The following is an 18,740-nucleotide window of genomic DNA, read 5'->3' as shown; positions in this document are numbered from 1 at the left end:
CATGCGCGCGCGTAACGTCACGGCCATTTCCCTCGGGACCGTCCTGCTGCTCTCGCTCGCGGCGGGCATGGCGGCGCCCCCGGCCAAAGCCGCCACCCACTCCTCCGCCTCGGCGGCGAACCCCGACTCCGCCCGGAACAGCCCCCGGCCCCGGACCATCGTCACCGCCGACCCGGAGCTGGACGACGCCAACTCGCTGATCCGATACCTCCTCTACAGCAACGAGGTGACGACCGAGGGTCTCGTCTACGCCAGCAGCCGGTTCCACTGGAAAGGCGACGGCAAGGGCACGGAGTTCTTCCTGCCGGGCCGGGAGTACACCACTCCGCAGACGTCGTGGCGGTGGGCGCCGGACGAGCGGTTCATCCACAAGGCGGTGGACGCGTACGCCGAGGTCTATCCCAACCTCGTCCGCCATGACCGCGACTATCCCGACCCCCGCGGCCTGTACTCCAAGATCCGCGTGGGCAACGTCGAGTTCGAAGGGGACCTCTCCAAGGAGACCCCGGGGTCGAACCTCATCAAGGACGTCCTCCTCGACGACAAGGGCGGGCCCGTCTACCTGCAGGCGTGGGGCGGGACGAGCACGATCGCCCGCGCCCTGAAGTCGATCCAGGAACAGTACGAGGGCACGCCCCGATGGGAGCGCATCCGCCGCGAGGTGTCCCGGAAGGCGATCATCACCAAGTTCGCCTCGCAGGACGCCACTTATCAGGACTACATCGTCCCCAACTGGCCGGACATCGAGGCGCGGGACGTGGCGACCACGATCTGGGGCTACTTCGCCCGCCGCACGGTCCTTCCCGAGCACACGGGATACCTGTCGGCCCAGTGGACGGCGGAGAACGTGTCCGCCAAGGGGCCTTTCGGCGAGCTGTACCGGGTCTGGGGCGACGGGAAGCAGATGGTGGCGGGCGACGTCTGGGACCACTTCGGCCTCTCCTATCTCGGCGAGGACGAGCTGCGCGCACGCGGATACAAGATCTGGATGCCGATCCAGGAAAAGGGCTCCTGGATCTCCGAAGGCGACACCTCCAACTTCATGAACCTCGTGGACAACGGGCTGCGCGGTTACGAGCAGGCCGGCTACGGCGGATGGGGCGGCCGTCAGGAGCAGAACCCCGACGACCCGTCCGAATGGCTCGCCTCGAAAGCCGTGGACCACGATCCCCAGGGCAACGCGCCGGCCGACTACGCGGCGGCACGCTGGTTCGAGGCCGCGCAGCTCGATTTCGCCGCGCGCCTGCGATGGAGCGTGACGCCGCACTTCCGCGACGCGAACCACCGGCCCGAGGTCACCCTGCCGGCGGGGCGCCGCGACATCACCGCCCGGCCAGGGCAGGAAGTACGCCTTTCCGCCCGGGCGACGGATCCCGACGGCGACGGGCTCGGCTCCCGCTGGTGGCAGTACCGGGAGGCCGGCAGGTATCAGGGCGCCGTGGAGATCACCACAGCCGGTGACGCGGTGACGGGCCGCCATTCTTCGAGGGCGAGCTTCACCGTGCCGGCGGACGCGCGGCCGGGGAGCACCATCCACATCATCGTCGAGGTGAAGGACGACGGCAGCCCGGCGCTGACCGCGTACCAGCGCGTCATCGTGACCGTGAGGTGACCGGGCTCGGGGCGGTGGTGCGGAGGTAGCCGACCACGGCGACGACCCGCGGCACCCGCCGCCCACGTCACCATCCGCGCCCAGCGCGCTCCCTCCCGGAGGGGAAGCGCGTCCCCCGCGCGGGGGAGCGTTTTCCTTCGAGGGTCGTGGGGGTCCGAGGGACCCCCACGAAACGTCGTGTCGGGTCAGTCTTCGCCGCGATAAGCGCGCAGCTCGCGGCGCGCCTGGCGACGGCTGCGGCGGCGCTCTTCGCGCCGGAGGTCGTACCACTCCCGGCCCCCGCTGATGGGGCCGCACTCGAACAGGTAGTAGTCGGTGGCACCCCAGTAGCAGCCACCGATGGTGCGGTTGAGGGACGCGCTGTCGGAGGTGATCTCGTCCGGCAGCGTGCAGCCCCCGAATCGATGATCATGTATGGGCCGGCACGTCACCATCGGGACGTCGGCCATCCCCACCCACCACGGCCGGGTCTTGTCGGTCCTGCTCATACGGTCACCTTTCGGCTCCGTGACGCCCCTGGCTGGGGCCGTCATAAGACCGGGTGCACCGTGATCACCTCCGACTTCGCGTACGACATACGGCTTGATCCAACGCTACCTCGCGCGCGAGCGGAACGGCCGGCCGCCGTGGCGGGGGTGACAGCGCGCTGTCAGACCCGTGTCAGTGACGGCGGCCATCGTCTTACCCGCACGCCGGAAATACACGAAGACGAAAGGGTGGGCGCGATGTCGCAGGAGAAGCTGTCGGAGTTCGTCGAGGTGACGGCCGAGGAGTTCGGGATTCCCGGCGTGGCCGTCGGGGTGCTGGCCGGGGGCCGGGAGTTCCGCGCCTCCCATGGCGTGACGAGCCTGGACAACCCGCTGCCGGTCGATGACAGGACGCTGTTCCATCTGGGCTCGGTGACCAAGACCTTCACCGCGACCGCGCTGATGCGCCTGGTCGCGGAGGGCAGGGTGGAGCTGGACGCGCCGGTGCGCCGCTACGTGCCCGAGCTCACGCTCGCCGACGAGGCCGCCGCCGCGCGGATCACCGTGCTGAACCTGCTCAACCACACCGCCGGGCTCGACTGGAACCTGATCGACATCGAGGAGGGGGACGGCTCCCTGGCCGCGTTCGTGGCGCAACTGCCGGGCCTGGCGCTGATCGCGCCGCCCGGCGCCCGCGCCTCCTACAGCCAGGCGGGCTACAACCTGGCCGGCCGGATCATCGAGAACGTCACCGGCCTGAGCTACGAGAGGGCCATGTCCGCGCTGGTCCTGGAGCCGGCCGGGCTGTCGAACACCTTCTTCGAGCTGGACGACGTCCTGGTCCGCCGCTTCGCCGTCGGCCACAACCCCGACGAGGACGGCACCCTGCGCTTCGCGCAGCCGTGGAAGGCGTGGCGGGCCGGCCTGCGCGGCAACGACCCCGGCGGCGGCATCGTCTCCTCCGTCAGCGACCTGCTGGCCTGGGCGCGCTTCCACCTGGGCGCGGCGGAGGGGGTGCTGCCCGCCGAGGCGCTGCGGCGCATGCAAGAGCCCACGGTCGAGCTGCGGGCCAGCACGCTCGGCGACGCCGTCGGCATCTGCTGGTTCCTGCGCGAGGTGGAGGGGGTGCGCGCCATCGGGCACGGCGGGTCCGGCAACGGCCAGTTCGCCGAGTTGCTCATCGTGCCCGAACGCGACTTCGCCGTCGTCTCGCTGGCCAACGCCGGCCCGGACGGCTACCGCTGCAACGAGGCCGTCGTGCGCTGGGCGCTGGAGCACTACCTGGGCGTGGTCGAGCGGGACCCCGAGCCGATCCCGTACGACCACGCGCGGGCACGGGAGGTGGCCGGCCGCTACGAGATCGCCGCGATGAACCTCGACCTCGCCATCGACGGCACCCGGCTCACCCTGGAGGTCGGGATCAAGCCGGAGCTCCGCCAGGCGTCCGAGACCGAGATGCCCCCGGACTACCCGCCGGCCGCCATCGGCTTCCTGCCCGGCGGCGGCGACGAGTACATCGTCACCGAGGGCGGGCTGAAGGGGCAGCGCGGCTTCTTCACCCGCGACGACGGCGGCACGGTCGTGGGCGTCGACCTCGCCGGCCGGCTGTTCGGCCGGACCACGTCCTGAGATCGTTCGGGGGTTACGCGTCGTTCGTGACGGGCGCCTGCCACAGCGCGACGATCGCGTCGATGAGGCCGTCGGCGGTGTCGTGCCAGGTGGGCCGGAACTACGGGGCCTACCGGCTGCCCGTCACCTGGTGACACCGGCGTCAAGGTGACAGCGTGGCGGCGCGTTCCAGGAACAGGTCGCGTTCGCGGGCGTTCCTGGTCAGCTCGGCCGCGCGCCGGAACTCGGCGGCCGCCTCCTCGGCGCGCCCGAGCCTGGCCAGGAGGTCGCCGCGGACGGCGGGCAGAAGCGCGTACTCCCGCAGGGCGCGCTCGTCCCGGAGGGTGTCGGCGATCTCCAGCCCGCGCGCGGGCCCGTACGCCATGCCGACCGCGACCGCCCGGTTCAGCTCGACGATCGGCGAGGGCGTGAGGTGGGCCAGCAGCCGGTAGAGGGCGGCGATGCGTTCCCAGTCGGTGGCCTGCGGGGTGAGCGCGCGGGCGTGGCACGCGGCGATGGCCGCCTGCAGCCCGTACGGCCCGAGCGTGCCGAGCTCCTCGGCCCGGCGCAGCGCGTCGAGGCCGCGGCGGACCAGGAGCCGGTCCCAGCGGCTGCGGTCCTGGTCGAGCAGGAGGATGGGCGAACCGTCGCGGGCGGTCCTGGCCGGGATGCGCGAGGCCTGGATCTCCATGAGCGCGAGCAGGCCGTGGACCTCGGGTTCGGCCGGCATGAGCCCGACCAGGACGCGGCCGAGGCGCATGGCCTCCTGGCACAGCGACGGGCGGATCCAGTCGTCGCCGGCGGTCGCCGCGTACCCCTCGTTGAAGATCAGGTAGATGACCTCCAGGAGGGAGGCCAGCCGCGCGGGGAGCTCGGCGGGCGGCGGCAGCTCGATCGGGATCTTCCGCTCGGCGAGGCTGCGCTTGGCCCGCGAGATGCGCTGCCCGACGGTGGGCTCGGGGACGAGGAAGGCGCGGGCGATCTCGGCGGTGGACAGGCCGCCGAGCAGGCGGAGGGTGAGCGCGAGCCGGCCCTCGGCGGGCAGGGCGGGATGGCAGGAGGTGAAGATCAGGCGGAGCAGGTCGTCGCCGATGTGGTCGTCGAGGGCGTCGTCGAGCTCGGCTTCCGCGGACTCCTGGCGGAGCTCCAGGTCCCGGCCGAGCTCCTGCAGCTTGCGCTGGTAGGTGTCGCGGCGGCGGAACTGGTCGATGGCCTGATGCTTGGCGGCGAGCGTCAGCCAGGCGCCCGGATTGTCGGGTACGCCCTTACGCGGCCACTCTTCGAGCGCGGCCACCAGCGCGTCCTGCGCCAGCTCTTCGGCGAGCCCGATGTCGTTCACCATGCGGGCCAGGGCGGCGATGACACGGGCGGACTCGATCCGCCAGACCGCCTCCACCGCCCGGTGCGAGTCAGCTACCGTCATGCGTCCTGCATACAGCATCCGGCCGCGGACGACGTCCGCGGCCGGATGGAGCGCCGGGTCAGGCCGGCGGGGCGAAGTCCTCGGGCCCGAACAGCCGCAGCACGTCCGATTCGCCCTCCCAGCCCGGCCACAGGTCGCGGTGGAGCTTGAGGAAGCGGGTGGCCCATTCCACGGCTTCCTCCTTGGTCCTGACCTCGTAGAGCGCGTAGCTGATCAGTTCCTTGGCCTCGGCGAACGGGCCGTCGCTGACGGTCAGCCGGCCCCCGCTCACCTCGACCCGCGCCCCCTCGGAGCTGGGGGCCAGGCCGCTGTTGTCGAGCAGGGCCCCGGCCTCGGTGGCCTCCTGGCCAAGCTTGAAGATGGCCTCCATGAGGTCGGCCGGCGGGGGCCCGTCGGGCTGGGCGGCGACCCTGAGCGTGATCAGGTAGCGCATCGTGAACTGCCTTTCTGTATGGGTTGGAAGGGGAAGTCAGGCGGTGTGGCGGGACAGGTTCAGCGACAGTAGCGACAGCCAGCTCCAGACGGCCACGATGCCGGCGACGAACAGCAGGTTGGACCAGGCGACGCCCCCGCCGGAGGCGATGCCGACGAACGAGCCGAGGAAGAGCGTGCCGGTGACGCGGGAGTACAGGGCCCAGCCCCCGCGGCCCCCGCGGGACTGCCGGGAGGCGATGACGTAGCAGGCCGCGACCAGGCACAGGAACCCGACGCCGCCGGCGGCCAGGTGCAGGGTCCCCGACAGGGTGACCGTGCCGGGGCCTTCCGGGGTTCCGGCGGGGAAGCCCATCGCGGGGTCGGCGCGGAAGATCGCGGCGCCGATCATGCTGGCGCCGAACGCGCCGACCAGGATCGGCGCCCAGCGGGCGCCCCGTCCTGGCGCCAGGGCGCGGCGCAGGCCGGCGGCGGCGGCGATGGTGGCCAGGGCGGTGACGACGAAGTTGGCGGTCTGGATCCAGCCGAGCTCGCCGTTGGCCAGGAAACTCCACGGGTGGCGGGCCAGGTCGAAGCCCTCCCGGGTGAGCGCCTGCGCCAGGGCGACGGTCACGTAGAACGGGCCGGCGACGATGCCGCAGCCCAGGAGCAGGCGCTGGACGGAGATCGTACGGGCGGGTGAGTGGGCAAGCTGCTGGGTCATGGTCGTCAACCTCGTGTCGGCGGGGCCGGCCCGTCCGGCCCTCTGGATACGCTGCGAACGAGGAGAGGCGGTTTCGACACGCGCCCGGAAGAATTTTCAAGATTTTCTTCGGACGCGAGACGTCAGGGTGAGTCCGGGAACATCCCCTGCCCGGGGGTCAGCAGGTGGCGCGGGTCGAAGCGGGCCTTCGCGTTCTCGACGGCGGGCCACCACGGGCCGTAGTGGTCCTTCCAGTCGGCCTGCGTGAGCGCGACGGCGCTGACGGGATAGAGGTGCCCGCCGACGGCGCGGATCCGGTCGTACGCCGTGCGGTTGGCCTTGACCAGCCGGTCCGTCAGCGAGGGGTCGTCGGCGGGGAAGCGGACGAAGCCGCAGAGGAACGCGACCTCCCCCTCCGGCAGCCGCATCAGCGGCGTTCGCGCACGGCCAGGGTGGATGGGGTAGAGCAGGAGGCGTCCGAACTCGCCCAGGTCCTCCTGGCGCAGGTCGGTGAGGAGCTCCGCGACCAGGTCGTCGGCGGACGCGTCCGGGATGAAGGAATGCAGCCAGGGGTGGGGATCGTGCCAGGTGCCCGCCGCCCGCAGGCTGCTCTCCAGCTTGCTCAGCCGCCGGAACAGCTCCGGATACGGCAGGTCGACGCTCTCGGCCCGGGCGCGGAGGTCGGACAGGCCGGCCAGCGTCTCGTCGTCATCGGGCGGCGAGTCCGCCGCGTGCCAGACCCCTGCCTCGATCACGTGCTGCCAGCCCGGCGGATGCGGCCGGATCGCGCCTTCCAGGTAGTCGACCCGGCCCGTGGACAGCAGGCGGCGCTGGTCGGCCGTCATCGCCCGGTGGTCCGGATAGAACAGCGTGTGCAGGCGGACCAGCTCCGGAGCGCGGACGAGCCGGAGGACGGCCCGCGTGATGATCCCGTACTGGCTGAGCCCGGCGCGTACGGCGTCGAAGAGGCCGGCGTGCGTGCTCGCCGAGCACGTGACGATCTCGCCCTCGCCCGTCACCACCTCGAGCTCGACGACGTTGCAGCTCTGAAAGCCGTGGCGGAACGTCATGCCGCCCACGCCGCCCGCGGAGACGCTCCCGCCGACCGACAGGTCGAGATAGTCGGTGAGCACCGGCGGCGTGAGCCCGTGAGGCAGGGCGGCGTCGAGCACCGACCGCCAGGTCGCACCGCCGCCCGCGGTCACGCGATCGGCCTCCACGGCGTGCACGGCGCCCAGCTCGCTCATGTCGATCACGAGACCGCCCCCGGCCTGCGCCCGGCCGTAGACGGAATGGCCCTGCCCGCGCGCGGCCACCGGCATCCGCCGCCCGGCCGCCCAGCGCACCGCGGCGGCCACGTCCTGGGCCGACCCCGGCCGGCACACGGCCGCGGGCCGCCGCCTGATCAGGTGCCCGAAGTCCGCGCTCGCCGCATCCAGGCTCGCCGGATCAGAATCGGCGGCGTACGGCCACGCTTCCTCGCTCATCCCAGCCCCCGAACCGAGCACTGTCACCCACGGTCACCATAAACGATTCGGTGGTCACGCGGCCGACCCGCCGTGCACGAGGTGGGGCGTCGGTCTCCTGAACCGGGAACGACGTCTGACGGTCACATGCCCCCGGGGTGCTCGATGGACCGGATGACGGCGTCGGGGACGATCAGGTCGGCCTTCGGCCTGGTGGCGGCGATCAGTTCGGCGTTGCGCTCGTCGACCTCCTCCACCCAGCTCACCGCGTGGTCGCGCGGCTTGCCGAAGCGCACGTGCCGGGTGACCAGCCGCCGCAGGCGCTCGGTGGAGTCCAGGTCGCAGTACCAGACCTCGTCCAGCCAGGGGCGTACGCGCGCCCAGTCGCCCGTGTCGAAGAGCAGGTAGTTGCCCTCGGTGATGATCAGTCGGGCGGCCCGGGGGACCGGGATGCTGCCGGCGACGGGCTGCTCCAGGTCGCGTTCGAAGGCGGGGGCGTAGACCACGTCCTCCTCGTCCTCGCGCAGGCGGCGGAGGAGGGCGGCGTAGCCGGCGGCGTCGAAGGTGTCGGGGGCGCCCTTGCGGTCGCGGCGGCCGAGCCGGTCGAGCTCGACGTCGGCCAGGTGGAAGCCGTCCATCGGGACGTGGGCCACCCAGTCGGCGGTGAGACCGGGGGGCGGCTCCTGGCTGAGCAGGCGGGTGAGGGTCACCGCGAGCGTGGTCTTGCCCGCGCCGGGGCTGCCGGTGATGCCCAGCAGGGCCCGTCGGCCGCCCCAGGCGCGGGCCCGGGCAAGGAGGTCGTCCAGGCTCATCGGGCCGGGCTGGTGTGGAGCTGGCCGGCGATGAAGGCGCGGGCGTGCCGGGCGAGGTCCTCGCCGTCGTCCCACAGGTTGCGCCAGATCGCCAGGTCGTTGGAGAGCCCTTCCATCACGACCGCCGAGGAGAACGACTCGAAGGTGATCGGGCCCTGGTACCGGATGTCGCCCAGGGCGTGGAAGAACGCGGTGAAGTCGAGGTGGCCGGAGCCGAGATACCCGCGGTGGTTCTCCCCGATGTGGACGTAGCCCAGCCGGTCGCCGACCTCGCGCACGGGTCGTACGAGGTCGTCCTCCTCGATGTTCATGTGGTACGTGTCGAGGTGGATCAGGACGTTGTCCTCGCCGATGTCGTCGGCCAGCCGCAGCGCGTCCCTGGCGGTGTTGATGACGTTGGTCTCGTACCGGTTGCAGATCTCCAGGCCGAGCGTCATGCCGTGGCCGCTCGCCTCCTGGGCCAGGCGGCGCAGCACCGCGACCACGTTGCGCCGGCCCGCCTCGGTGAGCGGACGGCCGTACTTGCCGAGCGCGCTGTAGAGCGCGCCGGTGAAGTGGGTGCCGCCGAGCCCGCGCGTGACGGCCAGGGAGTCGTGCAGCAGCTTCTCGCCGCGCTCGACCACGGCCGGGTCGTCGCTGGAGACGTCGGCGTCGAAAGCCAGGCCGCGCGAGCAGGCCACGCCCAGCCCCGCCGCCCGCAGGGCCTCGCGCGCCGCCGCGACGTCGAGGTTCACCGAGTCGTGCAGCGAGAGTTCCAGCAGGTCGAAGCCGGTCGCTTTGGTCTTCTCGATGGCGTACTGCAGCGAGGCCGGGCTGGTGTCCCCGACCCAGACGAGAGCGTGGACGCCGATGGGGTTGGTGGTCATCTGAATGAGCTGCCTTTCTGGGGCGTCAGTTGCTGAGCGCGCCGGTGATCAGGGCGACGATCTCCTCGCCGGTGGTCTCGGCCGTACGCCGGCCGCCCACGCACTGCCCGGCCCGCATCACCCAGACCTGCTGGCTGAGCCGCATGACCTGGGCGAAGTTGTGGCTGATGAGCAGGACCGCGTGGCCCTCGTCGCGCAGTTTGAGGATCAGCTCCTCGACCCGGGCGGTCTCCTGCACGCCGAGCGCGGCCGTGGGCTCGTCCATGATCACGAGCTTGGAGCTGAACCCGGCGGCGCGGCAGATGGCCACGGCCTGGCGCTGGCCGCCCGAGAGCCGGCGTACCCGGGACTTCACCGCGGGCACGTTGACGGCGAGCGTGGAGACCATCTCGCGGGCGCGGGCCTGCATGGCGCGCCGGTCGAGCAGGGCGATCGGGCCGATTCGGCGGACGATCTCGCGGTTGAGGAACAGGTTCTGCCACACCGTGAGGTCTTCCACCAGCGCGAGGTTCTGGTGCACGGTCTCGATCCCGGCCTCGCGGGCGTCCTCGGGGGAGCGGAAGTCGACCTCGGCGCCGTCGAAGACGATGCGCCCGCTCTGCGGCCGGTGGATGCCGGAGATGCAGCGGACGAGGGTGGACTTGCCGGCGCCGTTGTCGCCGACCAGCGCGGTGATCTCGCCGCGGCGCAGGGTGATGGAGACGTCGGCCAGCGCTCGTACGCTGCCGAAGGCCAGGGAGACCCCGTGGGTCTCGAGCAGGGGAGTGCCGTTCTCGGTCATCGCTGGAACCTTGTGAGCAGGGCGGCCAGCACCACGACGACGCCGACGGCCAGCGGTTGGTAGAACTGGGAGACCCCGAGCAGGGTCAGCCCGTTGACCAGCGCGACCAGCAGCAGCGCGCCGATGACCGGGCCGATGATGGTGCCCCGCCCGCCGAACAGGCTCACGCCGCCGAGCACGACCGCGGCCACGGAGTTGAGCAGGAAGGAGGTGTTGGAGGCGGGTTCGGCCGCGCCGACGCGGGCGACCAGGAGCAGCGCTCCCAGCCCGGCCAGCGCGGCGCTGATGGTGTAGACGGCGACCTTGATCCGCCGGGTGTTGATGCCCATCGCGTTGGCCGACTCCGGCGAGCCGCCGGTGGCCAGCACATAGGTGCCGAACCTGCTGTGGAACAGCACGACGTGCGCCACGATCGCGACCACGATCGCGATCAGGAACGAGTACCCGAAGATCCCCACCCGCCCGGTGGACAGGGTGAGCAGCGCCGGGTCGATGATCGTGACCGGCTTGCCGTCGGAGAGGATCAGCGCCAGACCGGAGGCCGCCGAGAGCATGCCCAGCGTCACGATGAAGTCCGCGATCTTCCCCCAGGCGACGATCAGGCCGTTGGCCACGCCCGCCACCGCCGCGGCGAGCACGCCCGCCACGCAGGAGAGCGCCAGCCCCCACTGCGCCGTGTACGCCTGGCCGAAGACCACCGCGCCCAGCGTCATCGCCGAGGCGATCGACAGATCGATGCCGGCGGTGGCGATCACGAACGTCTGGCCCACGGCCAGCACGATCAGGATCGCGGCGGCCAGCAGCATGGAGGTGATGTTGCCGGGGCTGAGGAAGGTCGGGTTGAGCGCCTGGAACACGATCACCAGGACGACCAGTCCGACCAGGGCCGCCCACTCCGCCCAGAACCCGACGTCTTTCAGCTTCGCGGCCCAGTGCTCTCCGTCACGGGCCGCGAGCGTTGCGTTTGCCATGTCTGTCACTCCTCGTCCCACCGGGCCGGACGGCCGGGCAGGACGGCGTAGGCGCTACTTGATGAGGGACGCGAACGGGTCGTCGTAGCTGCCGAACGGCTTGGGCGTGGCAGCCAGCGCCTTGTCCGCGGTCTCCTTGGTGACCAGCTCGACCGGGGCCTTGACGTTGGCGGGCAGCGTCTTGCCGGTCGCCGCCGCCTGGCACGCCTCGACGCCCATCAGCCCGATCGCGTACGGGTACTGGGCGACGGTGCCGTCCAGGGTGCCGGCCTTGACCGCGTTGAGCGCGTCCTTGATGCCGTCCACGCTGATGACCCTGACCTTGCCGGTCTTGCCGGCGTTGGCGACGGCGCGCGCCACGCCCAGCCCCATGTCGTCGTTGGCGACGAAGAACCCGGCCAGGTCGGGGTGCGCCTGCAACACGTCGGTGGCGGCGGTGAGCGCGGTCTGCCGCTCCCAGTTGGCCGCGACGGTCTGCACCATCTTGACCTTGGGCCCGAGTCCCTGCTGGAAGCCCTCGACCCGCGCGCCGCTGGTCACATCGCCGGCGATGCCGCCGATGGCCGCGACGTTGCCGCCGTCGGACAGCAGCTCGGTCATGCGCTGCCCGGCCATCTTGCCGGCCTCGACGTTGTCGGTCCCGATGTACGTCGCGAGCTTGACGTTCGCGCTCTTGGCCGCCGCCGCGTCGATCGGGCTGTCGATGTTGACCACGGTCTTGTTCTGGGCGGAGAGCTGGGCCAGGCCCTGGATCAGGTTGGTGCCGGAGATCGGGTTGACCACGTAACAGGAGAAGTCCTGCCCGGCCAGTCCGTTGAGCTTGTCCGCCTGGCCGGTCGTGTCCGTGATGGCGTTGGCCGCCTGGACCGTGACGGGCACCTTGGCCGTGGCGGCCTGGTCGTCCATGCCCTGCTTCATCGTCTGGAAGAACGGGTTGTCCAGGCCCTTGATCACAGCGGCGATCTTGGGGGTCGCGGTGCCTTCCCCGCCGGCCGCGGGGGTGGCCCCGGTGGTCTCGCCGGAACCGCAGGCGGCCAGCGCGAGCGCGCCCGCGGCGAGGACCGCGCTGAGGGCCGCGGCGCGGCGACCTCGGGTGTTGGCCATCATCGGATGCCCCTTTCAGCGTCGATGGCATGACCGTAACCAGTGTTTCCGATAGATTGCAACACCTCTTTCGACTTTTTATGTCGAAACATGGCTAACTTCCGTCTAGTGGGAGACATAGCTAAAGTGACCCGTATGGATGCATCGAGCCTGCCCGGCACGCGGCTGGGAGCCAGCTCAGGCGAGATCCTCAGCCTGTTCCGCGACGCCCCCGACGGCCTGACGAAGGCCGACGTGATGCGCCACACCGGCCTGTCGCGAACCACCGTCAACCAGCGACTCGACGGCCTGCTGGCGGCCGGCCTGCTGATCCCCGCCGAGGAGGAGGCGCGTACGCGCGGCCGCCCGGCGGGCCAGTTCGTGGTCAACCGCGACCGCGGGGTGCTGCTGGTGGCCGACATCGGCGCGACCGGGCTGCGGACCGCCCTGTGCGACCTGGCCGGCGAGGTGCGGGCCGAGCGCGAGGTCCGCGCCGAGGTGACGGCCGGCCCCCAGGCTATCCTCACCATCGTCGACGACCTGTTCACCGAGGTCCTCGCCGCGGCCAGGCGCAAGCCGGGCGAGGTGCTCGGCATCGGGCTCGACGTGCCGGGGCCGGTGGACTTCGAGAGCGGGCGGGTCGTCAGCCCGCCGATCATGACCGGCTGGGACCGCTACGACATCCCCGGCTGGTTCCGCACCCGCTTCGAGTGCCCCGTCCTGGTGGACAAGGACGTCAACGCCATGGCGTACGGCGAGCAGCGGCTGCGCTACCCGGACGTGCCCCACCTGCTCATGCTCAAGATCGGCACCGGCGTCGGCACCGGCCTCATCGCCAGCGGCAAGGTGCACCGCGGCGCCGACGGCGCGGCCGGCGACGTCGGCCACATCCAGGTCACGGTGGACGACGTGGCCGAGCCGCCCATCTGCCGGTGCGGCAACGCGGGCTGCGTCGAGGCGTACGCCGGGGGCTGGGCCATAGTGCGCGACCTGCGCGAGGCGGGCCGCGACGTGACCACCGTGGACGACGCCGTACGCCTGATCCGCAGCGGCGACCTCGTCGCGGTGCGGCTGGCCCGGCGCGCGGCCCGCATCCTCGGCGGCGCGATCGCCGACACGGTCAACCTGTTCAACCCGCGCGTCATCGCCATCGGCGGGCAGCTCGCCCACACCGACGAGCAGCTCTTCGCGGGCATCCGCGAGATCGTCTACCGGCGCTCGCTCCCGCTGGCCACCCGCAACCTCCAGATCGTGCGCAGCGACCTCGACCCGCACGCGGGCGTGCTCGGCCTGGCGCAACTGCTGGTCGACGGCATCTACACCCCCGCGCGGGTCCAGCAGCTCGTGGAAGGCGCGGTAGCCTAGCGCCCCCCGTGACGCGATAGGGCGGGCCGGCGCGACCGCCCTCGGCTCCGGCTCGCCGACGACCCGGGGGCACTCGACGATCTTCGGTCGATGAAAGTTACAGGGTCTTCGGCGTGTTTCCCCAGGTCGCGAGCGCCTCTACTTGACCGGGCCGCCGCCGCGCGGAAAGAGTCGTTCCGAACCTTCTGGGGTTGGGAGTCCGATGAGTTACCTTCGTCGCCGCTGGCTGTCCATCCTGCTTCCCGGTCTCCTGGTCGCGCTGTGCGGCCTGGTGCCCCTGATGGAGGAGTCCGCCGGCGCGGTCAGCGACCCGCCCGGCCCCGTGACGGGCAACGCCACCTACTTCGACGGGCTCGGCATGCCGTACGGCGGCTGCGGGGTGCCCCAGGCCAACCTCGACTCGCAGGACTTCGTCGCGCTCAACGTCTACAACACCCCTGGCGACTACACCTTCTATCCCCGGCCGCTGACGGGGGCCAATCTCAGCAAGGCCGGCTTATGGAACAACGGCCTGAACTGCGGCCGCTACGTACAGGTCGAGATCTCCGACTTCTGCACGGGCACCAACGACGGCGCGCAGAACCAGGCGTTCTGCCGGGGCGGCTCCTGGGTCTCCGACGCCTACAACGGCGCGAAGCTGACCATGCTGGTCGCCGACAGTTGCGGCGACTCCAACGGCTGGTGCCGCGACGACCCCTACCACCTGGACCTGTCCAAGGACTCGCTCAACCGGTTCGTGAAGAACGGCTCCGCGATCGGGGACATGTATCCCAGCCACTGGAACAACCGGCACGTCACCTGGTCGTTCGTCCCCGCGCCCAACTACAGCGGCGACATCAACATCGGCTTCCTGCAGTCCGCCCAGGTCTGGTGGCCGGCGATCTCCGTCTCGCACCTGGCCAACGGCATCCACGGCGTCGAGTACTTCGCCAACGGCGCGTGGCAGCCGGCCCAGATGAACGGCGACATGGGCCAGTCCTACGTCATCGGCGGGATCACGTCGGGCTCCAACCAGTTCCAGATCCGGGTGCGGGACGTCACGGACACGCTGATCAACGGCGGGCGGGTGTACAGCTTCACGCTTCCGTCGGCCTGCAACCCGTGCGGCACGCCGTACACCAAGGTCAGCTACACCACCTCGAACGGCCCGACCGCCACGCCCACGCCCACGCCCACCCCGACCCCGACGGTGACCCCCACGGGTGGGACCGGCGCCTCCTGCAACGTGAACTATCAGGTTGCCAGCTCATGGCAGGGCGGTTTCACGGCCAACGTCACCGTGCGGAACACGGGCACCACGACCTGGAACAACTGGACGATCACGTGGACCGCGCCGTCCGGCGTGAGCCTGGTCAGCGCATGGAGCTCCACCATCACGGCGTCGGGCGCCACCTGGACGATCAAGCCGCCGACCTGGGCGACGAGCCTCGCACCGGGCGCGACGGCCACCTTCGGCTTCCAGGCCAACGGCCCGTCCACGACCGGCCCGAGCAACATCACCTGTTCCTGAACGCCCCGGCTCGGGCTCGCCTTCACCCAAACGCGCCCCGGATCAGCGCAGCCCCGACGCCCGCAGCGCGCCCGACACCCGTCGCGCGGCCCGCCAGATCGCCGCGCCGATCGCGTCGCCGGCGTCCGCCGGCCCGACCAGGTGCACGCGCGGGATCACCAGGACGTGGCCGACGGTGGCCGGCTTGTGATCCAGGATGGCCACCACACTGTCGTCCTCGTGAACGACGCTGGCCTCGGCCCGCCCGGCGATGATCTCGCAGAAGACGCAGGTTCCCATGCCGACCAGATTGTCATCGCTTCGGGCTAGTCGCGGATGGTCAGGCCCATGGAGCGGGCCGTGCCGGCGACGATCTTCTCGGCCTGGTCCAGGTCGGCGGTGTTGAGGTCGGGGAGCTTGGCCTGGGCGACCTCGCGGAGCTGGGCACGGGTGATCGAGCCGCCGCTCTGGTGGCCGGGGCGCGGGCTGCCGCCGTCGAGCCCGGCGACCCGGCGGATCAGCGAGGCGGTGGTCGGCTGCTTGGTGACGACCTCGAACGACCTGTCCTCGTAGACGGTGATGACCGCGGGGATCACGAACCCGCGCCGGTCCTGGGTCTGCGCGTTGTACTGCCGGCAGAACTCCATGAGGTTGATGCCGAGCGGGCCGAGGTCCTTGCCGACGTTCGCCGGGCCTGCCTCACCGGCCTGAATGTGCAGGGTGACGACCCTGGCTACCTTGTTCTTCGCCATGCCGGTTACGCTAAAGTCTCCAGTTACTGGAATCTCAAGGGAATTATGAGCTACACGATCGGCCGCTTGGCGAAGCTGACCGGCCTGCCGGTGAAGACGATTCGCTTCTACTCGGACGCGGGCGTGCTGCCCGAGCGCGAACGCACTCCCGCCGGTTACCGGATCTACGGCGATGAGGATCGGGCGCGGCTGGAGCTGATCCGTACGCTCAGGGAGATCGGGGTCGACCTGGCCACGATCCGCTCGCTCGGCGACCGCCGGTTGAGGGACGTGCTCGATCTTCACCTCAAGGCGGTGGAGACGCAGCTCAAGTCGCTCCAGCGGACCAGGGCGGTGCTCAGGGCGACGCTCGCCCGGGACGGCGATCCCGCCGAGGAGGATCTGCAAAGACTCCACGCGCTGGGCCGGGTCGGCGCGGCCGAGATGGAGCTGCTGCTGGACGAGTTCGTCGACGAGGTCGGCGGCGACATCGAGGCCCGGCACGAGTGGCTGACCAACCTGCGCGACGCCATGCTCCCCGAGCTGCCCGAGGAGCCGACCGCCGCACAGCTCGACGCCTGGCTCGAACTGGCCGAGCTGCTCGCCGACGAGGACCACCGCGAGAGCCTGCGCCGGCAGAGCAGGGACTTCTGGAGCGAGGAAAGGGATTTCGACGCCTGGCACGAGCTCAACGCCCAGGTCATGCGGGAGGCGCTGACCGCCGCGCGGGCGGGAGTCGAGCCCGGCTCGCCCGAGTCCGAGCCGATTCTCGATCGGATCCTGGGGCTCCTGGGGCAGAGCCGCGAGGAGATGCTGCGCGTGTTCGACGAGCACGACCCGCGGGCGGCGCGGCTGTGGGAGCTGGTGGCGATCATCGAGGACCGGCCCTGGCCGTCGGAGCCCACCATCGCGTACGGCTGGATCGAGGCGACGTTGCGACAGCTGCCGGGCGCACGATCCTGACGACGGTGGAGCCGCGCGAGCCGATCAGGAGCAGGCGTTCCCGGCGGTGGCCCGGTGGTGATGGAACGTGCGGTGGGTGGCCCTGACGCGCACCGGCTCAGGCACGTGCCGGGCGGCCTGCTCGCGGGCGTAGAGACGGATCAGGTCGTGCATCCGGTAGCGGCCGGGTCCGGCGGGTTCGAGCAGGCGGGCGTCCATGAGGTGGTTGAGCGCGCTCTCCGCGCGGTGCTCCGGCCAGTCGGTGAGGGCGGAGGCGGCGGCCGCCGTGTGGGTGGGGGTTTCCAGGAGGCCGAGCAGGAGGAACGCGTGCGCGGCGTCGTGCCCCACGGGCTCGCCCGGGAGATGCTGGAGGCTGACCGCGATGCTGTCGCGGATCGCCAGGTCGGCGTGTTCGAGGGCGTCGAGGCGGCGGTCGGGGTCGGCGAGCTGATCGGCCAGCTTGGCCAGCGTGCGATCGGGCTGGGCGGCCAGGCGCGCCGCCGCGATGCGCAGCGCGAGAGGAAGGCCGGCGCACTGGCGGACGATCTGCCGCGCCGCCTCCGGTTCGGCGCGGACCCGCCCGGCGTCCGCTATGCCGGCGAACAGCGCGGCGGCGTCGGCCTCCTCCAGCCCGGTCAGGCGCAGGTGGCTGGCGTTGTCGAGCGAGGCCATGACCAGGCGGCTGGTGACGATGACCGCGCACGAGGGCCCTGCGGGGATGAGCGGCCGGACCTGGCCCGCGTCGAGCGCGTCGTCGAGGATGACGAGCAGTTTGCGCGTCGAGGTGAGCGATCGGTAGCGGGCGGCGGCCTCGTCCAGCGTGGCCGGTACGGCGCCGCCGTCCAGCCCGAGCGAGCGCAGCAGCCGGCTCAGGGCCTCGTACGGCGACAGCGGCTCGCGCCCGGCGGTGGCGGCGCGCAGGTCGAGGTAGAGCACGCCGTCGGCGAAGCGGCCGGCGACGCGGTGCGCGACGTGGATGGCGAGCGCGGACTTGCCGATCCCGCCGGGACCGTGGATCGCGGCGACGGTCGGCAGTCCGGGCACGGTGTCGGAGAGCGTCCGGCGCAGCCAGGCGACTTCCGCCGTACGGGCGGTGAACGCCCGGGTGTCGGCGGGGAGCTCGATCGGGACGACAGGCCTGGCGGGCGTGGGCCGTTGCGCCCGGGGGGCGAGGTGGAGCGCGGGATCCCGGCGCAGCACCGCCTGCTGCATCCGGCGCAACGCCGCGCCCGGCTCGATGCCCAGCTCGTCGATCATGACGCGGCGGGTCTCCTGGTACACCGCGAGGGCTTCGGACGACCGAGCGGCCCGGTACAGCGCCAGCATCAGCTGGGCGCGGGGACGTTCCCGCAGCGGGTTCGCCTCGGCATGGGTGGTGAGCACCGGCACCACCGCGTGGTGATCACCGGCGGCCAGGCGCAGGTCGATGTGGTCCTCCAGCGTGGTCAGGTGCTCCTCCTCCAGCCGGGCGGACTCGACCTGGGCCCACAAGGCGGTCATGCCCGCCAGCGCGTTGCCCCGCCACAGCGCCAGGGCCCGTTGGAACAGCGCGTCGGCCGTCGCGACCGCACCGCGGTCCCGCGCCGCCCGTGCCTGGCGGGCCAGGAGCGTGAACAGGTGGGCGTCGACGCGCTCACACGCGAGGTTCAGCTGGTAACCGCCGGCGACGGTCGCGATGATCTCGTCGTCGTGGTGCGGCGAGAGCAATGCCCGCAGCTTCGACACCACGATGTGCAGTTGCTTGCCCGCTGTGGTGGCCGTGCTGTGGCCCCACACCTGGGCGAGGAGTTCGTCCGCGGGGACCGGCTGCCCGGCGCTCAGTGCCAATCTGGTCAAAACCCCGACCCGCCGCTCGCCGGAGACCCCCACCGGCGCGCCGTCGGCCGTGGTCTCCCACGGCCCCAGGATTTTGATCTCCAATCCCATCAAGGCTCTCCTTGTCACAGTGGATAGCCGACACAAGTGGAAGGCGACGCCCGCACGTAGGAGCAGGACAGCCGGGCCGCGCCG

The 18,740-nt window shown here is 71.5% G+C and carries 18 protein-coding genes; 5 read left to right on the top strand and 13 right to left on the bottom strand.

Annotation, left to right across the window (positions count from 1 at the left end; translation table 11 throughout):
• The first annotated feature begins 1 nt into the window (after position 1).
• The gene (locus ABZS69_RS03055; protein WP_355365510.1) at positions 2–1,612 is read left to right on the top strand and encodes a nucleoside hydrolase-like domain-containing protein; all 1,611 of its coding nucleotides are present in this window, start codon (positions 2–4) and stop codon (positions 1,610–1,612) included.
• 185 nt (positions 1,613–1,797) lie between these two features.
• Here the strand turns inward: ABZS69_RS03055 and ABZS69_RS03050 are convergent, their stop codons facing one another.
• The gene (locus ABZS69_RS03050; RefSeq protein WP_355365508.1) at positions 1,798–2,100 is read right to left on the bottom strand and encodes a hypothetical protein; all 303 of its coding nucleotides are present in this window, start codon (positions 2,098–2,100) and stop codon (positions 1,798–1,800) included.
• Between the two features lie 237 nt (positions 2,101–2,337).
• Here ABZS69_RS03050 and ABZS69_RS03045 point away from each other — a divergent pair, with 237 nt between their 5' ends.
• Positions 2,338–3,708, top strand: coding sequence for a serine hydrolase domain-containing protein (locus ABZS69_RS03045; protein ID WP_355365505.1), 1,371 nt, complete (start codon positions 2,338–2,340; stop codon positions 3,706–3,708).
• Positions 3,709–3,850: 142 nt separating this feature from the next.
• Here the strand turns inward: ABZS69_RS03045 and ABZS69_RS03040 are convergent, their stop codons facing one another.
• From ABZS69_RS03040 to ABZS69_RS03000, 9 genes are all read right to left on the bottom strand, one after another.
• Positions 3,851–5,110, bottom strand: a complete 1,260-nt coding sequence (locus ABZS69_RS03040; protein WP_355365502.1) for an RNA polymerase sigma factor — start codon at positions 5,108–5,110, stop codon at positions 3,851–3,853.
• 58 nt (positions 5,111–5,168) lie between these two features.
• Positions 5,169–5,543: a YciI family protein gene (locus ABZS69_RS03035; protein WP_355365499.1), complete on the bottom strand. Its 375-nt coding sequence runs from the start codon at positions 5,541–5,543 to the stop codon at positions 5,169–5,171.
• Positions 5,544–5,579: 36 nt separating this feature from the next.
• The gene (locus ABZS69_RS03030) at positions 5,580–6,245 is read right to left on the bottom strand and encodes a DUF998 domain-containing protein (RefSeq protein ID WP_355365496.1); all 666 of its coding nucleotides are present in this window, start codon (positions 6,243–6,245) and stop codon (positions 5,580–5,582) included.
• A gap of 122 nt (positions 6,246–6,367) precedes the next feature.
• The gene (locus ABZS69_RS03025; RefSeq protein ID WP_355365493.1) at positions 6,368–7,711 is read right to left on the bottom strand and encodes an FAD-binding protein; all 1,344 of its coding nucleotides are present in this window, start codon (positions 7,709–7,711) and stop codon (positions 6,368–6,370) included.
• Positions 7,712–7,833: 122 nt separating this feature from the next.
• Positions 7,834–8,502, bottom strand: coding sequence for a nucleoside/nucleotide kinase family protein (locus tag ABZS69_RS03020; RefSeq protein WP_355365490.1), 669 nt, complete (start codon positions 8,500–8,502; stop codon positions 7,834–7,836).
• Positions 8,499–9,368 (bottom strand): sugar phosphate isomerase/epimerase, encoded by an 870-nt coding sequence (locus tag ABZS69_RS03015; RefSeq protein WP_355365487.1) that lies wholly within the window; start codon positions 9,366–9,368, stop codon positions 8,499–8,501. The genes ABZS69_RS03020 and ABZS69_RS03015 overlap by 4 nt, the downstream gene beginning before the upstream one ends.
• Before the next feature lie 25 nt (positions 9,369–9,393).
• The gene (locus tag ABZS69_RS03010) at positions 9,394–10,149 is read right to left on the bottom strand and encodes an ATP-binding cassette domain-containing protein (RefSeq protein WP_355365484.1); all 756 of its coding nucleotides are present in this window, start codon (positions 10,147–10,149) and stop codon (positions 9,394–9,396) included.
• Positions 10,146–11,120, bottom strand: a complete 975-nt coding sequence (locus ABZS69_RS03005; protein WP_355365481.1) for an ABC transporter permease — start codon at positions 11,118–11,120, stop codon at positions 10,146–10,148. Before ABZS69_RS03005 ends, ABZS69_RS03010 begins: the two co-directional genes overlap by 4 nt.
• Before the next feature lie 54 nt (positions 11,121–11,174).
• Positions 11,175–12,227: a substrate-binding domain-containing protein gene (locus tag ABZS69_RS03000; RefSeq protein ID WP_355365478.1), complete on the bottom strand. Its 1,053-nt coding sequence runs from the start codon at positions 12,225–12,227 to the stop codon at positions 11,175–11,177.
• 132 nt (positions 12,228–12,359) lie between these two features.
• Here ABZS69_RS03000 and ABZS69_RS02995 point away from each other — a divergent pair, with 132 nt between their 5' ends.
• Together ABZS69_RS02995 and ABZS69_RS02990 are read left to right on the top strand one after the other, a co-directional pair.
• Positions 12,360–13,568 carry an ROK family protein gene (locus ABZS69_RS02995; protein ID WP_355365475.1) on the top strand — a complete coding sequence of 403 codons (1,209 nt, stop codon included), beginning with the start codon at positions 12,360–12,362 and terminating at the stop codon, positions 13,566–13,568.
• Between the two features lie 202 nt (positions 13,569–13,770).
• Complete coding sequence (locus tag ABZS69_RS02990) at positions 13,771–15,078, top strand: cellulose binding domain-containing protein (RefSeq protein ID WP_355365472.1); 1,308 nt, start codon at positions 13,771–13,773, stop codon at positions 15,076–15,078.
• 42 nt (positions 15,079–15,120) lie between these two features.
• Here ABZS69_RS02990 and ABZS69_RS02985 read toward each other — a convergent pair whose 3' ends face one another.
• Together ABZS69_RS02985 and rplK are read right to left on the bottom strand one after the other, a co-directional pair.
• Entirely contained in the window at positions 15,121–15,357 is a 237-nt protein-coding gene (locus ABZS69_RS02985; RefSeq protein WP_355365469.1) for an HIT domain-containing protein, read from the bottom strand.
• A 26-nt stretch (positions 15,358–15,383) separates the two neighbouring features.
• Positions 15,384–15,809 carry a 50S ribosomal protein L11 gene (gene rplK, locus ABZS69_RS02980; protein WP_355365466.1) on the bottom strand — a complete coding sequence of 142 codons (426 nt, stop codon included), beginning with the start codon at positions 15,807–15,809 and terminating at the stop codon, positions 15,384–15,386.
• Positions 15,810–15,854: 45 nt separating this feature from the next.
• On the opposite strand from rplK, the gene ABZS69_RS02975 reads away from it, so the two are divergent.
• Positions 15,855–16,751, top strand: a complete 897-nt coding sequence (locus ABZS69_RS02975) for a MerR family transcriptional regulator (RefSeq protein WP_355365463.1) — start codon at positions 15,855–15,857, stop codon at positions 16,749–16,751.
• 24 nt (positions 16,752–16,775) lie between these two features.
• Here ABZS69_RS02975 and ABZS69_RS02970 read toward each other — a convergent pair whose 3' ends face one another.
• Positions 16,776–18,656 carry a BTAD domain-containing putative transcriptional regulator gene (locus ABZS69_RS02970; RefSeq protein WP_355365460.1) on the bottom strand — a complete coding sequence of 627 codons (1,881 nt, stop codon included), beginning with the start codon at positions 18,654–18,656 and terminating at the stop codon, positions 16,776–16,778.
• Positions 18,657–18,740 lie beyond the last annotated feature (84 nt).

The sequence above is a fragment of the Nonomuraea sp. NPDC005650 genome, from assembly GCF_040605375.1.
GTDB lineage: Bacteria > Actinomycetota > Actinomycetes > Streptosporangiales > Streptosporangiaceae > Nonomuraea.
Note: the sequence above shows the minus strand (reverse complement) of the source record. Positions and strands in the feature narration are given on the sequence as shown.